This is a genomic window from Shewanella waksmanii ATCC BAA-643 (assembly GCF_000518805.1).
Classification (GTDB): Bacteria; Pseudomonadota; Gammaproteobacteria; order Enterobacterales; family Shewanellaceae; genus Shewanella; species Shewanella waksmanii.
Genome location: NZ_JAEH01000006.1, coordinates 96,955 through 119,993, shown reverse-complemented (window position 1 = coordinate 119,993; position 23,039 = coordinate 96,955). Strand labels below are relative to the sequence as shown.

Below are 23,039 nucleotides of genomic sequence, written 5' to 3'. Positions count from 1 at the left end.
GATAGATATAAGTACCAATCAAAATCAAGATCTTGGCTAAAAACTTCAAAACAGACCCGCAAAACAGCAGGCAACGCCAGCATACTGTATATCACTAGATGCTCATAGCAATACCACTTAGGTTAAGCGAGCCACAACTCAACATCTTTAATAATAAAATTACCATTAAAACGAGGATGAGGCTCACCTATGGGTTCTAGCTCAAAGTACTGGCGATGCTCTTCAGGCAAACCCTCGAAGCCGCAAATCACCTGATAAAGCCAACTTTCAGTGTCCCACTCTAATCCCTGCTGTTGATGATACTGTAATGCTGATTGCCTCATACCACTATCAATGACGGCACAAAAATACTCATCGACAGCCAGCTTGAGCGGGTTGTCTGGTATATCAAAGTCTTCGGCTGCCGCTAAAGACATGCTCACATCATGCTCGCGCGTCGGAGTCGCAACCTGATGACGGGCAATCGACTTGATTTGAGTCACCAGTTGCAACAGCTCATTCTCATGACCCGTATTGAACACATCAACCGATGCCGGTGCAATCAAGGCGTCAGCTTGATTAAACAGATTCGGTACCTGCTTATGGCCAACATGATTGTCGGGGTTATAGTCTGGATGCTGGTCGGTATACAACAGCCAGCCCTTAAGTAGCCGGGTACGGCCTTGGATTTGACGGAATCGGCCAAGCAGTTCCAGTAAACGGCCCTGAACCACGCTCAACTCCTGGGTACAATCACTCAAGGTTTCTTGCAAACGCGTCACTAACAGCTTACGCAGTTCTCTGATATCACCGGCAATATTTGCGAGTTCATCAAACTGCACCATCTCTAAGCCATTAAGCAGCTCTGTCACTTGGCTTTGGGCCAATTCATTTTCTCGAATCTTGGCATTAATCGTGCCCACATAACCAAATTCGTTATTAATACGACTCCAAAGCACACGGATGGAATAACGCAGTCCTTCAGCAAAGGCGTAGACGTGTTCGCTCAGATCCGCTAAATAAGCCTCTGAAGCCGCATAGTCAACCGCATGGCGCGCTTCTTTATAATGATCTGCCAGTGTTTTAATGGTCGCCATTGATGAGCCCACGTTAGCGTCAATTTGACGATTACGCTCATCTTTTAGCGCCTCTTCCAATAAGGCCCGTACCGAGCGTTTGAGCCTAAGCTCCTGCTCGGCTTCTGGGCGATACAAGATATCCGCTTTACGTAGCTTATCTACGATTGCAGCGTTGTCGTTGTTTTCTGCGATAGAGCCGGCCAAATAGACATCCATCACCAACTCAGCATGACGGCCTAGCTGCTTTAGCAGCTTTACCCCCGCCTGATGTAAGTTGTTTCCCATGCTACATCAGCTCCCTTTGGGTCGCCGTTTCCGCTTGCAGCTCTAGGCTTAACCCTTCAGTCTCATCAATAAAGCGAATCACTTCATAAAGGTAATCAAGCTTACCCGTGGCAATGTAGATCTGTTTTTCCTGATTAGGGCGCAACAAGTAACCCAGTTCAACCAAGCGCTTAAACACTAATTTTATTTGCGCATCAACTTGGCTACTGGTTGAACCAAATAAACGATAGTGGCTTATTTTAGCCAGTTGCTCTTTGAACGCTGGTGTATCTTCGATACGGCTTTGTAGCTCGGTTAATCGTATTGCTGCCCCTTCACTTAGCGGGGCATCTTGGCCATTTGCCTCTTGCACTAAGACTAACCACTCCACCAGCGGGGTTAACGCATTGCAAATATCGCGAAACTGCTGTGATATCACTTTACGTTCGCGCTCACCGAGCTGCAGATAGCCACAGAAAAACACTTCGCCCTCACCGGCTTGCGCTAAGGTGCGATTGATTTGATTGAGGTATTGTTCAATATGTTCTCGGGTACTGGCACTTTTAAGTGCACGCCAACCATCTTCATTGGTGGTTTTACAAATAAACTCACCCCGTAATAGGGCTTCAATCAGCGCACCTTGGCCAACTAGCACAGTCTCTGTCATTGCAGTCATTACACCGCCTCCTTAGCCACACGTTGATTGAGTTTATCGGCTATAGGGTTCATCTGCGGTTTCACCACTTGTAGCTTTTTGGTTTGTTTATTGATGATGTAGCGATTGGCAAACAAGTTCAGCACCTCAGACTCTGGATTAGGGAATGCCCCCAAAACACTGATGTTATTGTTCTCACAAGCATCAAAAATCTTTTTCACATTACCGTGGTGCAAGGTTCCAAGCTCATCAATAGGCCAGTGGATAGTCACCGCGGCAGGACCGCGCAATAAACGGGTAAATGCCAATAGGAACTTACATAAAATCAGGTAAGCCATACCGTGACTGGATGATTCATTCAACTGACGGTCAGTGCGGATAACCAGATCGCTATTGCCCTCTTTAAGGCGCAATTCAATTTCTAACAGTTTTGCAATTCCGCCGGTTAGCGCTGCGCGGCCAATAATATCTAACGCTCGGCGCATACTGCTGGTGTAGTGCTCATTGGGTAACTCATTAAAACCATCGGCCTTCCACTGTTTAAAGGCTTTTACAAACTCTTCTAACTCTGGCCAGAACTCCAGTTCGCTGATCCGCGAGCGAATTTTCACCGCTGATTCTGACACACCATCAAGGAATAGCTCTTCACCGACCTCACGAGTAATTCGGGCACTTTGCGAGGCGATACGGCGGTCGATATCGGCGAGCACATCATAAAATGCCGTCAAATCCACGCCAAAAATACGCCCTTGTTCACGCAGTGCCATCATTGACTGTGGCACCATGACATTTAACAGCTGTTCAAGTTGCGGCACCAGTTTACGGTAATCAAGCAAGCGAATACCCTTGTCATTCACCGAGCTCGACTCTTCACGGGCACGCTCCCAAGTTTCAGACAAACTTGAGCCCGACTTGCTGGCAATCACCGAATCAAAATGCTCAACGTATTGCTTGACCGCGGTCAGTAATTGGTCACGACTTAGCAATAACTCTTCGCCCTGTCTGAGGCGCTCGGTCAGCCCACCTTGCGGTTGATCGTTGTTAGCCGGTAACTTGAGTTCAGCTAATTTGCGCATGACACTGCGCAGTTTAGTGAGGTTTTCAGACGCTTCAACTTGGACCGCATCTGATGCTTTGCGAGCCGTATCTAACTCAGTACGACGCTGCTTAATTTCAGCGGCGCGCTGCGCCAGTTGCTGCTCAAGCTCAGAGGTGGCAATTTTCACCGTTGACAGTTCTGATTGCAGCTTAGGCTTACGCACTAACCAAGTATGCTGGTACCAGTCATCAAAACGTAGCACTTCACTACGACGCTGCTCCGCTTTGGCAATGTTTTGCTCTAGCTGCTTGATATCTTGTTTGAGCTTAACAATCTTTTCTTCGTCGACGCCACGTGATTTAAGCTCATTTTTATACCATTGCTCGCAGGCTTTCTGCTCAGCTTTGGCGTCGGTCCGGCGCTGGCTAATATTTTGCTTAACTTGGGCAAGTTGCGCTTCGAGCGCACCGATGACCTCTTGCCAATAAGCTTTCTTTTCCATACGCGCTTCAAGCGCCTGCTCTTGTTGCTCATCGAGCCAGTGTTGATGCTGATGCTCAAGCTGCTTAGTGTCACTCTCGAGTCGAATGAGCCCCTGTTTAGCTGCGGCTTTGCGGGCACTTAACGCTTCATTGATACGCTGTTGCTCACTGCGCTTCTCATCAAACAAGCGACGTAAGTCATCGCGGCTATTTTTGTGCGCAGTACGCGCAACCGTAAGGCTACGGTTAACCTTATCCAATTCACCGTTGATATTTACTAAGTTATCTTCTGCTTCTGCTTTGAGGTTTTTGGCACTCACTAAAGCCTCATCGGCTTGCGCTAAGCGCTGACGCAGCGCTTGCTCTGAATGGGCATATTCAGGAATGTCGATAGACTTAAGGTCAATGTTTAGCCCAAACAGGGTACTGGCTGCATCTGACGAAACACTGGGATGCAGGTCGCTACGGTGCAGTAACTCTGGACTAATCACTTTACCGATGGAACCTTCCCATTCAGGCACTTCTTTGCGCAAATATTCCAGCAGCGTATGCGACTGCGGAAACAGCATGTGGTTAATTTCATCCAGTGCTGACTGACGCTCAATCACCCGCACACCGGCAAGGCGCAACGCTTCATTAGCCTGATCGCGCTTAGCTTTTAGCTTGCGCTCATCACTGCTGATGCGATCGACATCATTATTACAGGCTTCTTGATGTTCATCGGCCAAGCTAATGCGCTCATCAAACACCGCAAGATTCAGTTTTTCCTCTTCGGTATAGGTCACATTGGCCACTTGCATGTTCAGCTCGGCCACTTTCAGCTTTAACCCATACGCTTGCTCACTAAACTGTTTTTCACCCTGTTGACGTTTGTCACGCCACTGCGTTTCTAACGCTTCAAGCTCTGCGCGAGCCACATCTCTTTGCTTGTCGCGCGCTTCACGATGCTTATCTTGCTCTTTATCAAGCTGTTCTAGCTCACGGTTGAGACTCTCACCAATTTTACTACGACGGGCGTTATACGCCGCTTCAATATCTTGGTGCTTCTCAGTTTGCAGTTTATGCCGCTCACTGAGGTTTTCTAAACTGCCGCGCCAATTAGGCAGCTGGTCCAAATCTAGCTTGGCCTGCTCAATGTCAGCATCGAGAAAGGCACCATGTTGATCTTCAATGGCGTCGAGTTCAAATTCAATTTTGGCCACATCGCCTTTCGCCGCTGAAAGATCGAGGTTGAGCTCATCACGCTGCTCTTTCCACTCTTCATCCAACTGACGTAACTGCTGACCCAACGACTTTGATTGTTGCTGGTGTTCTTCCTGGCGCACCACTTCTTGCGTTTCGTCGCGCACATAGCCGCGCTTTAATCCGCCTAGCCGCTGCTCAACACTCAGTAGTTGGTTAAACTCCTGCTCAAGCTTTTCAAACTCTGGGCGAATTTGTTCAAAACCTTGTATGAGCTGGCTTTCGCGGATCCACGCTTCTACTCGTTGCGGATTTAAACGTGAAGCAGGCGGATTAACCCCATCCTCTTCTAAAATGGCAGCGATCATCGACTTGATGGTTTCCATCTTGCCTTCTTTTGAATGCACCGCTTTGGCGAGCTTTTCAATATGGCGCAATGAATGCTGACTTTCGCACAAGCTAAATTGACGCGCATAATTCCGCAGTTCAGTGCGATTACTCCCGGTACTAAGCAAAGTGCGGTCATTTTGAATAATGGCACGAAACTCTCGGGTATTAAGCAAATTGGTCACGCTGACACCAGCGCTTTTCATTTTTCTACCTAGCTCTGCCATCGTGTGGCATATAACGGTTTCGCCTTGCTGGGTTTTAATATAGTCATCAAGCTCAAACGCTTTGGCGATAAAGCGGTAGTTCACCCCTTTACCTTCACCGGCTGAAGCCAATACCGCCTGGTTAAGCTGGCCGTCGTCACGCTTATACTCATAGATGATAAAACTTGAATCGTGGGGCAAATACCAGCGCTCGAAACTATCTCGCGTTGAGGGCACAACACGACTGGGGTATTCACCATAAAACACCGGGACCAAACGCTGTAAGGTGGTTTTACCCGAAGCATTGGTACCACAAATGTTGGTATGGCCATCTAATAGTAATTCAACGACGCCAGGAAGGTGGGTGTTAATCAACACGATTCGATTCAAGCTTGGCATTTTTATCCTTATCCAAACAGTGCCGCAAGTAGGCGACATAAAACCAGCGGTATTAAGCCGTAATCTAAGGACTATAAGCGACTTAATGGGGCAAAACTATCCCTAAAATAAAACAAAAACAGCACACTTGGCAATGATATGCACCGCTGAGTGTTATCTAAGGATTAATAGCCGAGTATCATACGCTAATTTGACGAAAATCAGTGTTCAAGGAAGGAGCAGATAACTTAAGTTGTCGATGAAGATTTTAGCCGCTTGGGCAAAACAAAAACAGGATTGGCACGACGAAGTCGAATCACACCTTAGCGGGCAGAACAGTACAGGGACGCAGCGCCATAAGTCTGTTGACGCGACGGCGGCAAAATTTAACTTAGTGTCGATAAAAAAGCGCGCTAGGCGCGCTTATTTATATAGAGATTCAGTTACGCCGCTTCAAAGGCATGACGATAGCTTTCATAGTCTGCGACCATGCCAGCGGCCTTTTCAGCCTCATAAGGACGCAAGCCACTCATCACTAATGTTTTAACCCCAGTTCCCACTACACGGTCGTTGGCAAGCAGCTCAAAGCTCAATGTAACATCACCACGCTTACCCGTAATCTCAAGTTGTTGATCAACCAGCTTTAAAGACACTTGGTCAAAATCGAGGGTATGCAAATCAAACGACATGCTTTCATAAATGACCAATGGACGTGCAGGATTAATCATCATCTGATGTTGTTTCATCATGGGTACCAGCACATGAATGAAATTCAAACCTGAAAAGGCCACGTAACTGCGTACAAAAGACTCTATTTGGGTCGCGCAGTGCACCTTATCGCCGCTGGTTTCGACCTGCAGGTAGGTTTTATCACGTGAATCGCTAATAGCAAACTGACTAGCAACCGAATCGGCAAACTGTAATTCAACTCCATCGCCCACCATACCTTCAAATGTAAAATGCATTTTTTGATGCAAACCATATTGATTTAGGACCAAAGCAAACAATAGGTCTCCCGGTACACAAAAGCGCTTCGCGCCGACGTTATGAATGGGATTAAAATCACTGGCAATCGCTTTAGCAAAGTCACTGGCTTGCTGCGCTGTTACGTGAACGGTTTGGTCTTGCTTGGAAAAATAGGGCGTTAAAAACATGTCTACTCATCGGTTGTTAGCACTTCTGGGCGCATATTCTATAGCAGAACAGCAAAACAACTCACCCGATGACTTAACAGAGCCATTTTTTACCGTGAGCCTCACCATAGACTCTGTTGCAAACCAACCAAAATACAACTTCTCCTGCGACACAGATCACACCAAACGAACAAAACTGCCACTTTTGTAAAGAAAATGAGCGATTAAGTTAATTTTAATTTACCTTCTTTACAATTAAGACTTATAATGCGAATCAATCTCATTAGTGACAACATTAACCTTTATATTGGCTAACATTCGGAGAAACCATGTCTAAGCCTAAAGCTCTTCCTCTAAGCGTACTTTCAGTCGCTCTATTAACCGCCATGTCTCAAACTGCATTCGCGGATGAGTCTGCAGATACCTCAACCATGGAACAGATAACTATCTTTGGTAAAAAAAATCCATTGAACACCGTTCCTGGTAGTGGTCACCAAATTACTGAAGCTGAGTTAGAACAGTTTAAATATACCGACATTATGCGCACTCTTGCTTCTGTTCCGGGTGTCTATATTCAAGAAGAAGATGGCTATGGTTTGCGCCCTAATTTGGGTATGCGAGGCACCGGACAAAACCGCTCAGAGAAAATTACCGTAATGGAAGACGGTGTGTTAGCTGCACCAGCGCCATACGCCTCTCCAGCGGCATATTACTTCCCGACTTCGGGTCGTATGCAATCGGTTGAAGTGCTTAAAGGTAGCTCCACAGTTAAATATGGACCACGTACAACCGGTGGTGTGATCAACTTACTATCGCGTCAAATTCCAGAAGAAGATCTAGCCGGTAAAGTTGATGTAGCCGCAGGTCAAGATGGCTTTGCTAAGCTTCATGGCTGGGCTGGTGGTCAAGGTGAGCGTGTCGGTGGTGTGGTTGACCTATATCGCTATCAAGCAGACGGTTTCCGCAGTATCAATGGTGTCGGTGGTGACACTGGCTTTAAGAAAAATGATGCACTTGCTAAATTTAGCGTACGTTCTGCAAAAGATGCCAAGTTCAACCAGGTACTTGAGTTTAAGCTTAAGTATTCAGATGAAACTTCAAATGAGACCTACATGGGTCTAACCGATGAAGATTACGCAGCCAACCCTTATAGCCGCTACAGTGCATCTCAAAAAGATGTGATGGATACTGAACACAAACAGCTTCAGGTTAACCACATCATCGATTTCAGCGACAATGTCACTTTAGGCACCACCGCTTATTACAATGACTTTAAGCGTAACTGGTACAAAACCAGTAAAGTTGGCGGCGAAAGTATCAGCGGCGACGGCACGCAAATAGCGGCAGATTTTGATAAAGATCCAAGCAGCGGTGATTTAGAAGTTCAAGTTAAAGCCAATAACCGTGCGTACCTGTCTCAAGGTATTCAAACCGAACTAAATTGGTATCTAGATAGTCACGAGCTGGCATTTGGTGCACGTTATCATGAAGATGAGATGGATCGTTTCCAGTGGGTTGATAAATATAACTTAGGTTCAAACCAAGTTATGACCCTCACTGAAGCTGGTGTACCAGGTACCGATTCAAACCGTATCGATAGCGCTAAAGCTTTAGCCTTATATGTGCAAGATAAAATCTCTTTAGGTGACTTCAACATTACTGCTGGCTTGCGTTATGAAGATGTCGAAACCAACCGCGTTGATTGGGGTAAGACTAATCCTGGTCGCGATGGTCAGCCAAGTAAAGATATTAGCAACAGCTTCTCCGCAGTACTACCTTCACTATCAGCTACTTATCAAATCAATGATGAGCTATTGGTACTTGCCGGTGTACAAAAAGGTTTCTCACCTGCAGCACCGGGTAACGCTGATAGCCAAGAAGAAGAGAGCTGGAACTACGAAGCAGGTGCACGCTTCAATAACGGTGACTTCACATCAGAAGCGATTTTCTTCTACAGCGACTACAGCAATATGCATGGTGATTGTACTGCCTCAAAAGGATGTGACGACGATAACATTGGCAACCAATACAACGGTGGTGAAGTCGATGTTACCGGTCTAGAACTCAGCTTAGGTTACAGCTTTAACACTGCTGGCGACATTAGTTTCCCTGTGAAGGTGGCTTATACCTATACCAACGCAGAATTTGGCAATAGTTTTGAGTCTGATTTTGACCCTTGGGGGGATGTTAAGAAAGGTTACAAACTGCCTTACCTACCAGAGAACATGTTGTTTGCCTCTGCCGGTATTAAGGGCGGTAGCTGGGAATTGACCCTAGCAGGTCGCTACACCGATGATATCCGCACCCAAGCAGGTCAAGGCAGCATAGCTCAAGAGCAACTCATTGAAGCAAAAACAGTATTTGACCTATCGGGTCGCTACTACATTTCAGAGCAACAAGAAGTGTACCTAACAGCGGAAAACTTGTTTGATGAGAAGTATGTAACCACTAAAATCCATGGTTCAAACTTCGCTGGTAAGCCAATGACTGTAACTGTCGGTTATAGCTACCAGTTCTAATCGATACCACAGAGTTAAACTCAAGTGCCCGAAAGGTTAACTTTCGGGCGCTTTTTTATTTGATCTATCGATTACAGACCCTATATGCCACCGATGTCGCAAAAAGCTAACCACATCTCGACTAATATCGACCTCACTACAACGGGCGACACTGCGCATTTAACACATAAACTGCCCCTAAATCGCTCTTCGCAACCTATTATCTATTAAGGGCAATGATTGCTGCGAGTACACATGAAACATTGGACCAAAACCGAAAAACTTCACCTCAGTGTCAGCAACCCCAATATTCATATCAGTGGCACTCACAGCTACTACAGTGATTACTGGGATAGTGGATTTGAAAAGTCAGTGGTGCGTTACCTGCATGGCGACGAGATGACCCGAGATAACCCACCACCTTGGCCTGTCGACCAACTCTATATTGGTAATTATGTCTGTATAGGTGCAGAAGCCGTGATTTTAATGGGCGGCAATCACACCCACCGTACTGACTGGTTGTGCCTTTACCCATTTATGCAAACTATTACGGAAGCTTACCAGAGCAAAGGCGATACCAGGTTAGCTGACAATTGTTGGATAGGGATGCGGGCGATGTTAATGCCCGGCATCAGCATAGGTGAAGGCGCAGTTGTGGCCGCTAACGCTGTGGTGACCAAAGATGTACCTGCTTACAGCATTGTGGCGGGCAACCCGGCTAAAGTGATTAAGCACCGCTTTGATGAACATACCATCACGCGTTTGCTCGCACTTAAGCTATACCAACGTCCGGAATCTGAAATCATCAAGCTGATTCCCTACTTGTCAGCCACAGATATTGCAGGGTTAGAACAAGCAATTAGCCAGCTTGAGGCGTCAAACAATACTTGACGCCATCGCTACGCCTATTAGCCACCAGTCAGTTTTTGCCACCAAGACAGCGGCTCACCGCAGTTTTTTGCTGGCTGGTAGCTTACCGAGAGTGCCGGTAAGCGCTGAACATTGCCACAATCAGGTTCCATAGCTTGGCCTGTGGTTTTATCAAAGTAACCATTAACGATACCGTCAACCGGCGTGCGCCTTAGGCTAATTGGCGCACGATTGTTTAAAAACGTTTGATAAACCGCCATAGCACCGCTGCTGCCATACAATCCTGTTTTGCCATTATCATCCAGCCCGACCCACACCGCCGCGACATTCCGCTCATCAAACCCGGCAAACCATGAATCTCGCGAATCATTACTGGTGCCGGTTTTGCCCGCTAATGTCACCCGAGGAAACGCCTGCCCTAGACGTTTAGCCGTGCCCTGCTCAACCACTTGTGTCATCGCATGTTGCACTAAGAAATTAGGCGCTGCTTCAATCGCTTGGCTTTGCGGCACTCTTTCTACCGCGAGTGGATTGTCATGACTATCAAGCACTGCGGTTACCGAAGACAACTGCCGATAACGACCATTGTCAGCAACGGTTTGATAAACCTGCGCCACCATTAATGGCGATCCATTTACCGCACCAAGTAACATAGAAGGATACTGCGGTATGGTATCGCGCCAACCAGCTTTATCTAGCACACTGGCGACACTGCCGGTGCCCACCTGCATGCCTAAATTGACGGTAGGCACATTCATCGACTTCATAAACGCGGTCATTAGCGGCACTTCACCGCGAAATTGTCGATCGACATTTTGCGGCGACCAAGTGTTGCCTTGGCCATTTTTTAAGGTAATCGGTTTATCTGCCAGCGGCGTTGCTAAACTGTATTTGTCGCCCTGCGACAAGGCAGCCGCATACACAAACGGTTTCATCAACGAGCCGATAGGACGACGTATTTCAACCGCGCGGTTAAAACCTTGATACCCTGGTACCTTGTCACCGACCATTGCGGCAATACCTGCACTGTATTTATCTGTTACCACCATGCCCACTTGCAAGGCTTCGTCTCGCTGACCTAGCTGTTTCATAGTGGTCACCACCGCTTTTTCAGCCGCTTCCTGGGCCAGTGGATCGAGTGTGGTGTATACCTTAATGCCAGATTGCTGCAGCAGTTGGTCGCCAAAACGACGATTGAGCTCATGTTTCACTACGGCAAAAAACGCCGGCAGTTTTTGATGAACCGGCTTGCTTGCTTTACGTAAACCTAATGGTGACTCAACCGCGGCTTTATATTCAGCGACCGTGAGCTTGCCATCTTCCATCAAGAGTCGCAGCACCAAATCGCGACGCTGTTGAGCGCGCTCAGGGTAACGCCACGGGTTGTAATAGGATGGGCCTTTAATAACTGCAATCAAAAAAGCTTGCTGGGGCACGGTGAGCTCGGCAATCGGGCGGCCAAAATAAAACTGCGATGCCAACCCCATACCGTGCACGCCACGAGCTTTGTCTTGCCCCATGTAAACTTCGTTTAAATACGCCTCGAGGATTTCATCTTTGTCATAACGAAAATCAATGATCACCGCCATCAAAGCTTCGCGAACCTTGCGCACTAACGAGCGCTCACTCGATAAGAAAAAGTTTTTCGCCAACTGCTGCGTCAAAGTTGAGCCACCTTGCACTGTGCGCCCAGCGCTAATATTGACCATAGCGGCACGCACAATCGCAAATGGATTAACCCCATGATGCTGATAGAAACTGCGATCTTCGACCAAAATCAACGCATCGACAATCGCTTGCGGCATTTTGTCTGTGCTAACAAATAAGCGGTCTTCGTCGTTGCCAGTCACAATGCGATCAAGCAACACTGGCTCAAGGTGGAATACAGCAAGCTGGCGTTGGTCCGTATGCCGGCTCACTTTGCTGACGCCTTGGCTATCAAAACTTATCATCACCCGCTGCGCATCTTGCTCACCTTGAGGGTGCAAAAACGGGCGGCGCCATAAATCGACTTTGGTTTTAGAGGCAGAGAACTCCCCAACCTGACGAGGATTGGCGACTTTGCGATACCCCAACAGTTTAAGCTCAGCAATTAACTGCTGATGACTCACCGCTGCACCGGGATACAAGGCCATAGAGCGGCTGAAAACTTGTGCCGGCAAATGCCATTTTTGCCCTTCAAACTTACGCGCAATGATTTGATCTAAATAGATACAATAAAAAACCACCGCCGTGAGACCAATCAGTGACAGCTTCCAGGTCAACGACCACAACTTAGCCCAATGACTTCTGCTCTTCGCTTTGGGCTTAGTTTTAGCCGTCTTAGCTCTAGGCTTTGCTGGGCGTTTCTTGGCTGTTTGTTTACTTGTCATTACTATTCCATTACTACAGATAAATCATCACAGCCATTACTGCGCACGATTGAGAGTTTTCTTTTTGGTATATTTAGTTGGATTGGTATTAGCCGGATCGTCCGGCCACAGATGCTTGGGATAGCGCCCCTTCATCTCTTTTTTAACCTCAACATACGCCCCTTGCCAAAATGCTGATAGATCTGCAGTTAAGGCTATCGGTCGCTGTGCCGGCGATAACAACTCCATGGTGGCAACCAAATTGCCATTGGCCAACTGCGGACTTTGAGCCATACCGAGTGCTTCTTGTAGACGGACACTTAATAACGCACGTCCGGCATCATCGTATCGGATAGGTGAGCGTGTTCCCGTCGCCATAGGCCAATGCGTGGGTAACCATTGACTGAGTAACTGCTGTTGCTCCCAGGTCAGTCGGTTCAGCAGCAAGGTATAAAAATCAAGCTTAAGTAACTGTGGTAAGCGGCTAATATCCGTCAGGTAAGGCTGCAGCCAATCTGAGACTTCCGCCAACAACGACGGTTCATCATAGGCCGGCCACTGTGGATGCCATTGCTGCATTAGCTGGGCGCGCATCATCAGCTGCTGGGTTTTATCATTCAGTTGCAACCAGGTAAGCCCTCGCTCGACAACCAGTGCACACAATGCTGGCGCAATAAGTTGTGCATCGAGTTTACTAGGACGGCAGCTTAAAGTGATCTCACCAACACTGCGGCGCCATTGCGCATCGAACTTCTGCTTCGTATCGTCCCAGCCACATATTTGTTGCTCGTTCACCAATGACGCTAGCGGACCATCAAACAGTTCGTTATCCAACTCTGCTGCAAGGTAGACTCGGCCACTGGCTTGACCTTGGGTTTCTTGAAAATCCGCCACCACTAACCAAGGTTGATTGGCCAACGGATCTTGCTCATTAATACTGACCCCTGAACCACAGGCCAACTGAAACCCTTGACCACGTTTTTTGGCAATGCGGTCGGGATAGGCAAAGGCGAGTAACATGGCCACATCGCGACTATTGGCTGCATTTAGCAACTCTGCATCACTGCAATTAAGATTGAAATGACGTAACCACTGCCTAACTCTTTGTCCCGCTTCGCCGCGCAGTGCTTCGGCTAAATAACCCTGAATATCCGCGCCTTTTCTTGAGCGACTGCGCGATTCAATCACGCCAACTAATAGCGCTGCTAAACCAACCAGCATAGGTTGCTGTTGCGCATCGGCTAATAACTTGGCTTTTAATAGCATATGCGCCAAACGGGGTTCACAACCAAGCTGATAAGCCGCTTGTCCATGGGCGGTTATTTTGTGCTGATTGTCAGTTAACTCTAGTTGCTGCAGAAGTTGCCACGCAATTTGCTCATTAGCCGGTGCAGCTGCGGTTAATAATGGTAAGGCCGACAGTTGATTTACTCCCCAAAGCGCCGCATCTAGGCACATTGAAGTCAGATCATTATGGCTTATTTCTGGTTCGTCACTGCTCAGCAGTCGGTCATGTTGCTCTTTGCTCCACAAGCGAATACACACTCCTGGGGCAATACGTCCGGCACGTCCACTACGCTGGGCAGCAGAAGACTGACTAATGCGTTTCATCGACAGGCGAGTGACACCGGTTTTAGGGTTAAAGCTCGCCTGACGCTTATAGCCGCTGTCGACCACATAGGTTATCCCTTCAATGGTTAAGCTCGACTCTGCAACATTGGTCGCCAGCACAATTTTATTGCAGCCATCGATTGCTGGGGCGATGGCTAAATCTTGCTGTTTGGCCGTCAGTGCACCATATAATGGGGTAATAACAAACTGTGCATCATCGATTCGCGCGCTTAAATAACGCTGCAGCTGCATAATTTCACGTTGACCCGGTAAAAATGCTAACAATGAGCCGTCGATTCCGTTGCTACACAACTCGCTAATGACCGCCCCCATATGGTTTAGCCAATCGTCAGTCGCCTTTGCTGCGCGATATTGCACATCGACCGGAAAACTGCGGCCTTCACTGCGTAACTGAGCTGCATCGGGCATCAGAGATTGTAATGGTAAACCGGTTAAGGTGGCCGACATCGCTATCAAGGTTAAATCTTCCCTTAACGATGCTTGCACCTCTAGCGCTAAAGCGAGGCCTAAATCTGTGGTTAAATGACGCTCATGGATCTCATCAAAGATGACCGCAGCAATCCCTGTTAGTTCAGGGTCTTGCTGTATCATCCGCGTGAGTACGCCCTCAGTAACCACTTCTAATCTGGTATTTTGACTCACTTTAGTTTCACCACGGACGCGAAAACCGACTTCATCCCCTAAGCGACAACCACGCTGTTTAGCAATAAACTGCGCTACGCTACGTGCCGCGACTCGGCGAGGTTCTAACATCAATATTTTGCCGTCTATCTCTGGCCAATCAAGCATAGCCAACGGCAGAGCCGTTGACTTACCTGCCCCTGTGGGGGCTTCAATAATCAACTGCTGATGGCTTGATAATGCCTGACGAATTGGCTCAAAAAGGGAAAATATTGGAATGTGGTTCACAACAGGTAATCAACTATAAAATCCAGCAGCCAGTGTACTAGGATTCAGCACAAAGCGAAACTTGCCCTAGGCGGTTATTGCGCTTTATTGAGTTAAACAATATTCATGCTGACGGACTTAACGTGGCTGCCCATTGCAAATTATCAGCGCAGGTTAACTGGGTTAACGGTTGTGGTTTTGCAATACCGTATCCTTGTGCAAAATCGACACCGAAAGAGTGGACTAACTTACCTATATCTTCAGATTCTACAAACTCTGCCACCGTTTGAAAGTGCATATCTTTTGCTAACTCGCAAATGGCTTTCACAATAGCCTGATCCGCTGGGGTACTGCATATTTGACTGATGAACTGGCCGTCAATTTTAACAAAATCAACATCTAATAGTTTAAGGTAGGCAAAGCTAGAAAAGCCGGATCCAAAGTCATCTAAGGCTAAACTACAGCCCATAGGGTGAATGATATCAATCAGTCGCGTGGCATTATCAAGCTGGCTCACCGCTGCTGTTTCAGTAATTTCAAAACACAATTTGGCAACCAACTCTGGTTCAGATAGCAATCGCATTTCTAACCATTCCATGAACTCATCATCATCGAGTGACAACGCCGACAAGTTTATTGCCACCATCGACATGCTTTGCCAGGTTTCGAGATGGGCGTTTCCCCAACGCAGCACATGTTCAATCACCCACCGATCGACCTTTGCCGCTAAGTTAAAACGCTCCGCAGCGGGCAGAAAAATACCCGGTGCCACCAGCTCGCCGTCCTCATTGATCATCCGTAATAGTATTTCAACATGCAAACCAGCATCGCTGGTATTCACTGGCTCAATGGGCTGGTAAAACAAGGTAAAATGGTTCAGAGCAAGCGCGCCAACAATATCAACTGAAGCGCTCATATCCGTATGTATTCTATCCATCAATGGGTCGCCAAGGCGATAAAAATGCCAACCATTGCGGCCACCTTCTTTAACCACTCGACAGGCGGCATCCGCGCGACCCAGTACTTGGGTAATATCATCATCGGGATTGATGGCAGCCAGCCCCATACTCACAGTGACAGCGTGAGTTCGCCCTTGCCAAATAAACTCATGCCCTGCCAGCGCCTGGCAAATCCTTCCGGCCACTTGCTCTGCGGTATTTTGGCTAATGCCGTGCATGAGTATGCCGTACTCATCACTGCCCAAACGGGCCACCACATCACCTTTTCGTACCAGTTTCTTGAGCCGTTGCGCGACCTCGATTAGCAACTGATCACCGGCCTTATGGCCACTGATGTTATTAACGATTTGAAACTGATCGAGATTGATAAAGCCAATGAAGTTAAGCTCGTTCGCCTGCGACTGCTGACCACTACTAAAAATTGACTCAAAATAGGTTCGATTGGGTAATCCGGTTAGGGCATCAAAGTTTGCCTGTAATTGCTGACCGTGGCCGTCGACTTCATTACTGCTGCACTGCTCAGCAATCATCAGTAACATGCCATCATTGCTGGGCATGCGGCTAAAATTGAGTTTAAACCAGTTATATTTATCGGCTCCGGCCACAGTAGGTAATTCACACCATGCTTGCCCAAGAATGCGGTCGCGGACTAGCTGAATAGTATCAAGCAGTATGCCCCTTTCGGCCTCGCGCACTAACTCCTGCACCGCTTGCTGCTCACTAACAAGAAAGCCATGTTGTGCGGCATGGTTAAAAACACTGATTTGGTTGTGCTTATCTATGAGCACTGCCGCCATAGGCAGACGATACAAAATTTCGGTACTTGACTGATGATTGGCTTGTAATTCATTGAGTAAAAATTCGCTTTCAAAGCGTAACCCAAGCTGCTGCACCGCAAGTGATAATAGCTGCAACAACTCGGCCGGACACTGCCACTGTCTATCGCCGTTAGCAATACCAAGCAGGTAATCATGCATTGCAAGACGCTGCCTTGGCAATAAAGTTAACCGTTCAATGCTGGCAGATTGCAACAGCCTTGCTTCTTGAGAATTGGCTTCGGGCCAGCGTTCATCAATACGTAATAGCTGTAATCTATCTTGATTGATCAACTGAGTGAAATAGCGACTGGCCGCAGCCATTCGCGACAGTTCGTTAGTGGGAGGAACGGTTAGATCTTGTTGCTGATATTCACAAAACGTGATGTGACCATCAGGCTTAATTCGCATAAAGAACAGCCCATCACATTTAAGCAATGCACTTAACCTGTGCAGCAGAGTGGCATTATCTGATTGCTGCAGCAATTCAATAAATTCGTGCAGCCAATTATCTGATATTTTGGACACGCTGTTGGACATGGTGCGCCAAACCCTCAAAAACTTAGTTAAAATGATGAGTTAAGTATAGGCACAACAAATGAAACTGCCTGACTAAAGCAAAAAAACTCAATATGATGCAGCTATCTTGCTGACAGGCGCATTCGAATAAGGAGGGTCTATGAACAGAAGGTTATTTTTAGGCTTTGGTTTATCCGCAGCACAGCAACAGCAGTGCCAACAGCTACAACAAGCCATAGGTGCACCGTATCGCGCTGTTATTAGCGAAAACTTGCATGTAACGGCGCTATTCATTGGCCAGCTTAATGAGCCCCAAATACAGCGCCTTATTAGCGGCATCAGTGAGTCAATCTCAGCCCAACAGCTAGTGGGGTTTCAGATAGTATTTGATACATTAGTTTATTGGTCGAAGCCACAAATACTGGCACTTGAAGCCAGTTATTGTCCCGCTGCGTTACTGAATATACATACTTGCCTCACCCAATTGGCGGCACCCTTGACTGAGCTGCCAGCTCATGAGCAATACCGGCCCCATATTACCTTGTTTCGTAAAGCCAAGACGTTGATGCCTATGCCTATGCCTAACACTAGTGTTAAAGCATCGATGAACTCACTGGCGCTATATGAATCGGTCTCTACGACGCAGGGCGTGCAATATCAGGTACTAGAGCAGTGGTCACTTGCGAACAGCTAAAAACAAAAAACTCAGGTAAGCAAATGAGCTGCTCACCTGAGTTTTGTTACCTTGCACTGCCACCCTTGATGGCAGGCAACGATTGTTTAGCTATCTTACAATGGGTTGAGGTAAGACTTAACTGCTTGTAGCCTCACGGTTGCGCCACCGATAATATCGAGAAAGCCTAAAATACTATGAGGCTTTTCAGCACTAACCCATGCAGAGCCCGTGGCACCAATTGGCAACATATCCATGGTGGCTTTATCAATCTCTAATACTACAGTTCGACCAACCGGCATGGCTCCCATACTGATGTGTCTTGATACCATCTGCTCTCGTGGTAACAAATCGCCCTGCGCTTCACCGGTTGCCTCAACTTTACTGTGCACTCTCGCACGGAAAATCTGACCTGGATAGGCATCAATGTAAAACTCGGCAAACTGGCCGGTCTTAATATTGGCAAATGATTGATCTGGAATACGCATCTCGACAAACTTTCTCCCGGTATCCCATAAATGCATAGCGCCAATACGTGAGCCCCCAGCAAGATACACATGGGTCACCATGCCATCGAATGGTGCACGAACTTGCAAACGTTCAAGCTCAAATTGCTGTTTGCGCATCTGGGCGTATTGCACTTCAAGTTGCGCGCGCTGCACCTGCAAGTCTGCAGCGCAGATTTCTACTTGGTCTTCAGCGGTCTCTAAATCATGATCACTGACATGCTCACCTAAGTTCTGGCTGCGGATCAGTGTTCGCTTAGCTTGAGCAAGACGGACTTCAGCCGCCTCAATATTACGCTTTACCTCATTAATTTTGGCATTAATCCCATCGATGGCACTACTCACCTTATCGTCCACTAAGGTGTAGAGCAGCTCGCCCTTCTTGACGTGCTGGTTATGGTCAACATAAATATCACCAATCTGCTGACCAATGGTTGACGATAATACCGCATGCGGTGCACGTACTGTGGTTGATTGAGTTAAATCTGCTGGCGAATAAAATCGATGTGCAATAAATAGTGTCCCCGCAATTAACACTCCAATAAGCACACTAATGAAATAGTTTCTTGGGCGAGATTTGACCACTTTAAACTTAAACAGTAACCAAACAATCAAAATATAGGGCAACATGATCTCTTTCATTAACGCGTCCCCCTAAGCCATTCTTGTACTCGGTCCCAGTCGGTCACAATTGCTACCACCGCCAGTACCCATAGCGGCTTCCATGCTAAGCCCAGCATACATAACCAAAAGACGAGTTTCGCTTGGCGCATGCCTTTTTCTTTCGCAAGATACTTGGGCAACGAGTGCAAATGCCACAGCTTTAATAATACCCAGGCAAAAATGGCCACAGTCACTATGGTAACAAACCACATAAAGCCGACAGACTCTAACAGCGGCATAACGCTGGGGGTTTGATCATATAATAAATCAGTTGGATGGATGTTCATTGCACTCTCTAGTTGGCTATTCAAAGTTTGGCTACCAAAGGCGACAAACAGCGCGCGGTAACCCAATGGCTGAACTATACTGATTGAATGCTGAACCCAAGTTGAACTGGAAATTGTGCTGGAGGAGCCTTTAGCCTAGTCGAGGTGAGATTTGTGACAAAGTTAACATAAAAAAAAGCCACCCTGTTCAAGGGCAGCAATTGAAGAATACTTACGAACTGGTCCATACGTAGCAAACTGTTAATATTGATAACACACTGGAAAAAATTGATCATGGCTATAGATTTGAAAGAATTTGAAAAGTTTTGAATACCACTACTGACTACCGTTAGAAAACGTGAACTACCACCCTCCCAGTAAGAACAGTAAGATACTGATTTTATTTGCCATAAAATCAAAATCGCCCCAAATAACTCCCATTTAAAAATGCGATAGCACCAACTTGTAAAGCTGATTTGAGGTGACTGCCGCTCCTTGACCATCATGCTGACTCAAGGTGTCTCTAAGCCCCGGCGATGCCGCAATGGTATACAGATAAAAAGGGTTAGCATGTTGCGCCGCACGCATACGCTGCAATAACTTCATTCCAGCTAGTGGGTCACCATGACGCCCCATGTCAGAAATCACCACATCATAGTGATACATGCCAAGCAGTTTCAACGCCTCTTCTGAAGTAACCACAGAATAGACTGACAACTGTTTGTCATTAAAAAATTGCCGTTCGATATCATTGTTACTGGGGTTATCATCAACCCAGAGAATACGTCCGAGACTGCCAGCTGACTCACTGTGGATTAAGTCGGGTCGACTGGTAAATTGAACAAAACTAATCCCTAATACCAGTACCATAGTCGTGACCAGCAAGGGCCATTTAAATGTACTAACAAGCCGCTGATATTGTGGGACTTGCGGTGAGATTAGTGCTTGGTTGTGATGCGTCTCATCTTCCGATGACTGGCGAGTACGCAACTTAAGTTCATTAGATAAACGATAACCACGGCCATGTACCGTTTCAATCACATTGATTTGGCAACCAGATTGCTTAAATAACTTGCGCCCTTGCGATACTAATTTAGACAGCGATAGATCAGACACCACCGTATCCGGCCAACAAACCTGTAAACATTGTTGCTTACTGACCCAATTAGGCGCGTTGGCAATTAACAACGCCATCAAACTAAACAGCCTATCGTCGGCAGGAACTTTTTTCCCATTAATCAATAACTTACGAGACTCGCAATCTATCGAAAACGGCTCAAACTCAACCCACATATGCACTTTTCTCTACAGTGACAATTTATCCTCTTAAGGTTAAATAACTTGCCACTGAAACCTGCAACTGGCAACCGTAACGCATAGTGATGCCACTGAATATCGTTGCGACAAAATAAAAAGCGGACCCTAAGGTCCGCTTTTTGCCGATAGCCTATTTAGTGACAATGCTTATTCAGACTCAATTAAATTGGCAATGGTCAATACACCGTGGGTCGTTGCACCTGCCGCCCAAAGCTCATTAGCACTGTCAGCAAAAGCCGATGCTAAGTCCATGTGCAGCCATTGCACATCAGGTCTCACAAAGCGAGCTAAGAAACCCGCGGCATTAGATGCTCCGCCTGCTCCGCCACCTTTCATCGGCCGGCTATTGGCAGTATCTGCATAGGCTGATGGGCACATATCTTGATGCCAACGCTCTAATGGTAGAGGCCAAACTCGCTCCGCCACTTCAGCCGCTTTGGTTTGAGTGTGAGCCAGTAACTCGCTACTTGGCGAGAAAATAGCATTGTAGTTAGTGCCAACAGCCATGACCGCAGCGCCAGTTAAGGTGGCTGCATCGATAATTAGTGGCGCGCCTGTTTCAGATGCGGCTTGCAGGCCGTCAGCTAACACCAAGCGACCTTCTGCGTCAGTATTAACCACTTCAACCGTCACGCCATTTTTATAAGTGAGAATGTCACCAAGCTTATAGGCATGCCCACTAATGAGGTTCTCGGCACAACATAAGAATAACTTCACGCGCTTGTTAAGCCCTGACTTCATGGCTAAACCCAGGGCTGCGGTAACGGTAGCCGCACCACCCATGTCGCACTTCATTCCCAACATACCTTCAGAGGCCTTGATGCTGTATCCACCTGAATCAAACGTGATGCCTTTACCGACTAAAGACACAGCCACCGGCGCATCTTCACCAAGTGGATTGAAGTCCAGTTCAAGTAGTGCCGGTGGACGCTCACTACCGCGGCCCACCGCGTGAATACCAATCCATTGGTGTTCTAAAAGTGCTTCACCTTCAATAATGCGATAGCTGACTTTATCGTCACCAATGTCACTCAGCCATTTAGCCGCTTGTGTGGCTAAGCTCATTGGCGATAGATTTTCAGGAGTTTCATTAATTAGATGGCGAGCAAAACTGGCGCTAGCTAATTGGTCTGTTAGGCGCTGCTGTTCTGCCTCAGTTCCCGCCCAGTTAATCTGCGGGATCTGTTTTGCCGTAGCAAAACCTTGAGCGAAGGCCCATTGAGAATGGATATCCCACAGGTCACCAATGAGTGATACTGATTCAAGGCCTTGGCTACGCATTTTACGCGCTGCTTGTTGAACTTGGCGTAACTCATCCCCCCCATTAAGATGGATGGATGCACCTTCGCTGTTGTAGCTAATATCGGCTTTGCCCCAGTGAGCATCAGCTGTTGTTTTGGTCAGGGTAATCTTCATTGAGCTTGTCATTATTATTCCTTTTTAAACGCGATGTACGCATCAGCGCAGTGTACTCTATTTGCCTCAGTCATCGAAAGCCTCATCACAGTTTGGCTTTTCTGGTAGGCTAAGGCCACTGATGAATCTAGCCATTATATAGTTATACCTATGCAATTTACCCCTGAATTTGACCAAGCAAAGTTAATCAAACGCTATAAACGTTTTCTGGCCGATGTCACCTTAGCCGACGGCAGCACCGTCACCATTCATTGCCCTAATACCGGTTCAATGCGCAACTGTTTATTCCCTGAGCAAACGGTCTACTTTTCAGTATCAGATAACCCTAAGCGCAAATACTCTCGCACTTGGGAACTCACAGAAACGCCTGCAGGGCACCTGATTGGAATTAATACTGGCAGAGCCAACGCCTTGGCGGAAGAAGCTATCAAAGATGGCACGATTACTGAACTGCAGGGTTATAAAAACCTAAAGCGTGAAGTGAAATACGGCAGTGAAAATAGTCGTATTGACATTTTACTTTCTGAGCCTGACGATGACGCAAGCTCAAAAGCTAGCCAAGTCTATATCGAAGTTAAAAGTTGTACTTTGCTCGAAGATGACCGCGGTTATTTCCCCGATGCTGTTACCACACGCGGCCAAAAACATCTGCGCGAACTAATGGAAATGGTCGAGCAAGGTCACCGTGGGGTTTTGCTATTTGTGGTACAACATACAGGTATCAATATCGTACAGGCTGCTGAGCATATCGATCCACAATACGCTGAACTATTGAAACAAGCCGCACAATCTGGTGTCGAAGTGTTAGCTTATTGTGCGCAAATGTCAGCAAAAAGTACCCGCTTGATTAAATCCTGCCCTGTCAACCTCTAAAATGGCGGA

At 47.1% G+C, this 23,039-nt stretch carries 15 protein-coding genes; 4 read left to right on the top strand and 11 right to left on the bottom strand.

Annotated elements, in window-relative coordinates:
* Positions 1 to 122: 122 nt before the first annotated feature.
* From L865_RS0104285 to L865_RS0104270, 4 genes are all read right to left on the bottom strand, one after another.
* Positions 123 to 1,343 (bottom strand): hypothetical protein, encoded by a 1,221-nt coding sequence (locus L865_RS0104285; protein WP_028772094.1) that lies wholly within the window; start codon positions 1,341 to 1,343, stop codon positions 123 to 125.
* A gap of 1 nt (position 1,344) precedes the next feature.
* On the bottom strand, positions 1,345 to 1,998 hold the full coding sequence (locus L865_RS0104280) for a condensin complex protein MksE (protein WP_028772093.1): 654 nt from the start codon (positions 1,996 to 1,998) through the stop codon (positions 1,345 to 1,347).
* A complete protein-coding gene (locus L865_RS0104275) occupies positions 1,998 to 5,672 on the bottom strand; it encodes an ATP-binding protein (RefSeq protein ID WP_028772092.1) in 3,675 nt (1,224 codons plus the stop codon). Before L865_RS0104275 ends, L865_RS0104280 begins: the two co-directional genes overlap by 1 nt.
* Positions 5,673 to 6,094: 422 nt before the next feature.
* Positions 6,095 to 6,805, bottom strand: coding sequence for a DUF3581 domain-containing protein (locus L865_RS0104270; RefSeq protein ID WP_028772091.1), 711 nt, complete (start codon positions 6,803 to 6,805; stop codon positions 6,095 to 6,097).
* Between the two features lie 308 nt (positions 6,806 to 7,113).
* On the opposite strand from L865_RS0104270, the gene L865_RS0104265 reads away from it, so the two are divergent.
* The gene (locus L865_RS0104265) at positions 7,114 to 9,303 is read left to right on the top strand and encodes a TonB-dependent receptor family protein (RefSeq protein ID WP_028772090.1); all 2,190 of its coding nucleotides are present in this window, start codon (positions 7,114 to 7,116) and stop codon (positions 9,301 to 9,303) included.
* 234 nt (positions 9,304 to 9,537) lie between these two features.
* On the top strand, positions 9,538 to 10,173 hold the full coding sequence (locus L865_RS0104260; RefSeq protein ID WP_037470519.1) for a CatB-related O-acetyltransferase: 636 nt from the start codon (positions 9,538 to 9,540) through the stop codon (positions 10,171 to 10,173).
* A gap of 17 nt (positions 10,174 to 10,190) precedes the next feature.
* On the opposite strand, the gene mrcB is transcribed toward L865_RS0104260, so the two are convergent.
* The 3 genes from mrcB to L865_RS23115 form a co-directional block, all read right to left on the bottom strand.
* On the bottom strand, positions 10,191 to 12,524 hold the full coding sequence (gene mrcB / locus L865_RS0104255) for a penicillin-binding protein 1B (RefSeq protein ID WP_028772088.1): 2,334 nt from the start codon (positions 12,522 to 12,524) through the stop codon (positions 10,191 to 10,193).
* A gap of 36 nt (positions 12,525 to 12,560) precedes the next feature.
* Complete coding sequence (gene hrpB, locus L865_RS0104250; RefSeq protein ID WP_028772087.1) at positions 12,561 to 15,044, bottom strand: ATP-dependent helicase HrpB; 2,484 nt, start codon at positions 15,042 to 15,044, stop codon at positions 12,561 to 12,563.
* Positions 15,045 to 15,147: 103 nt separating this feature from the next.
* Positions 15,148 to 17,337: a putative bifunctional diguanylate cyclase/phosphodiesterase gene (locus L865_RS23115; RefSeq protein WP_051484434.1), complete on the bottom strand. Its 2,190-nt coding sequence runs from the start codon at positions 17,335 to 17,337 to the stop codon at positions 15,148 to 15,150.
* Between the two features lie 139 nt (positions 17,338 to 17,476).
* On the opposite strand from L865_RS23115, the gene L865_RS0104240 reads away from it, so the two are divergent.
* Positions 17,477 to 18,010, top strand: a complete 534-nt coding sequence (locus L865_RS0104240; protein ID WP_028772086.1) for a 2'-5' RNA ligase family protein — start codon at positions 17,477 to 17,479, stop codon at positions 18,008 to 18,010.
* A 95-nt stretch (positions 18,011 to 18,105) separates the two neighbouring features.
* Here the strand turns inward: L865_RS0104240 and L865_RS0104235 are convergent, their stop codons facing one another.
* The 4 genes from L865_RS0104235 to pepB form a co-directional block, all read right to left on the bottom strand.
* Positions 18,106 to 19,137, bottom strand: coding sequence for an HlyD family secretion protein (locus L865_RS0104235; RefSeq protein WP_028772085.1), 1,032 nt, complete (start codon positions 19,135 to 19,137; stop codon positions 18,106 to 18,108).
* Entirely contained in the window at positions 19,137 to 19,445 is a 309-nt protein-coding gene (locus L865_RS0104230) for a hypothetical protein (protein WP_028772084.1), read from the bottom strand. The genes L865_RS0104235 and L865_RS0104230 overlap by 1 nt, the downstream gene beginning before the upstream one ends.
* A 420-nt stretch (positions 19,446 to 19,865) precedes the next feature.
* The gene (locus L865_RS0104225) at positions 19,866 to 20,717 is read right to left on the bottom strand and encodes a winged helix-turn-helix domain-containing protein (RefSeq protein ID WP_028772083.1); all 852 of its coding nucleotides are present in this window, start codon (positions 20,715 to 20,717) and stop codon (positions 19,866 to 19,868) included.
* Positions 20,718 to 20,888: 171 nt separating this feature from the next.
* Positions 20,889 to 22,169 (bottom strand): aminopeptidase PepB, encoded by a 1,281-nt coding sequence (pepB, locus tag L865_RS0104220; protein WP_028772082.1) that lies wholly within the window; start codon positions 22,167 to 22,169, stop codon positions 20,889 to 20,891.
* A 138-nt stretch (positions 22,170 to 22,307) separates the two neighbouring features.
* Here pepB and sfsA point away from each other — a divergent pair, with 138 nt between their 5' ends.
* On the top strand, positions 22,308 to 23,030 hold the full coding sequence (gene sfsA / locus L865_RS0104215; protein WP_028772081.1) for a DNA/RNA nuclease SfsA: 723 nt from the start codon (positions 22,308 to 22,310) through the stop codon (positions 23,028 to 23,030).
* Positions 23,031 to 23,039: the final 9 nt, after the last annotated feature.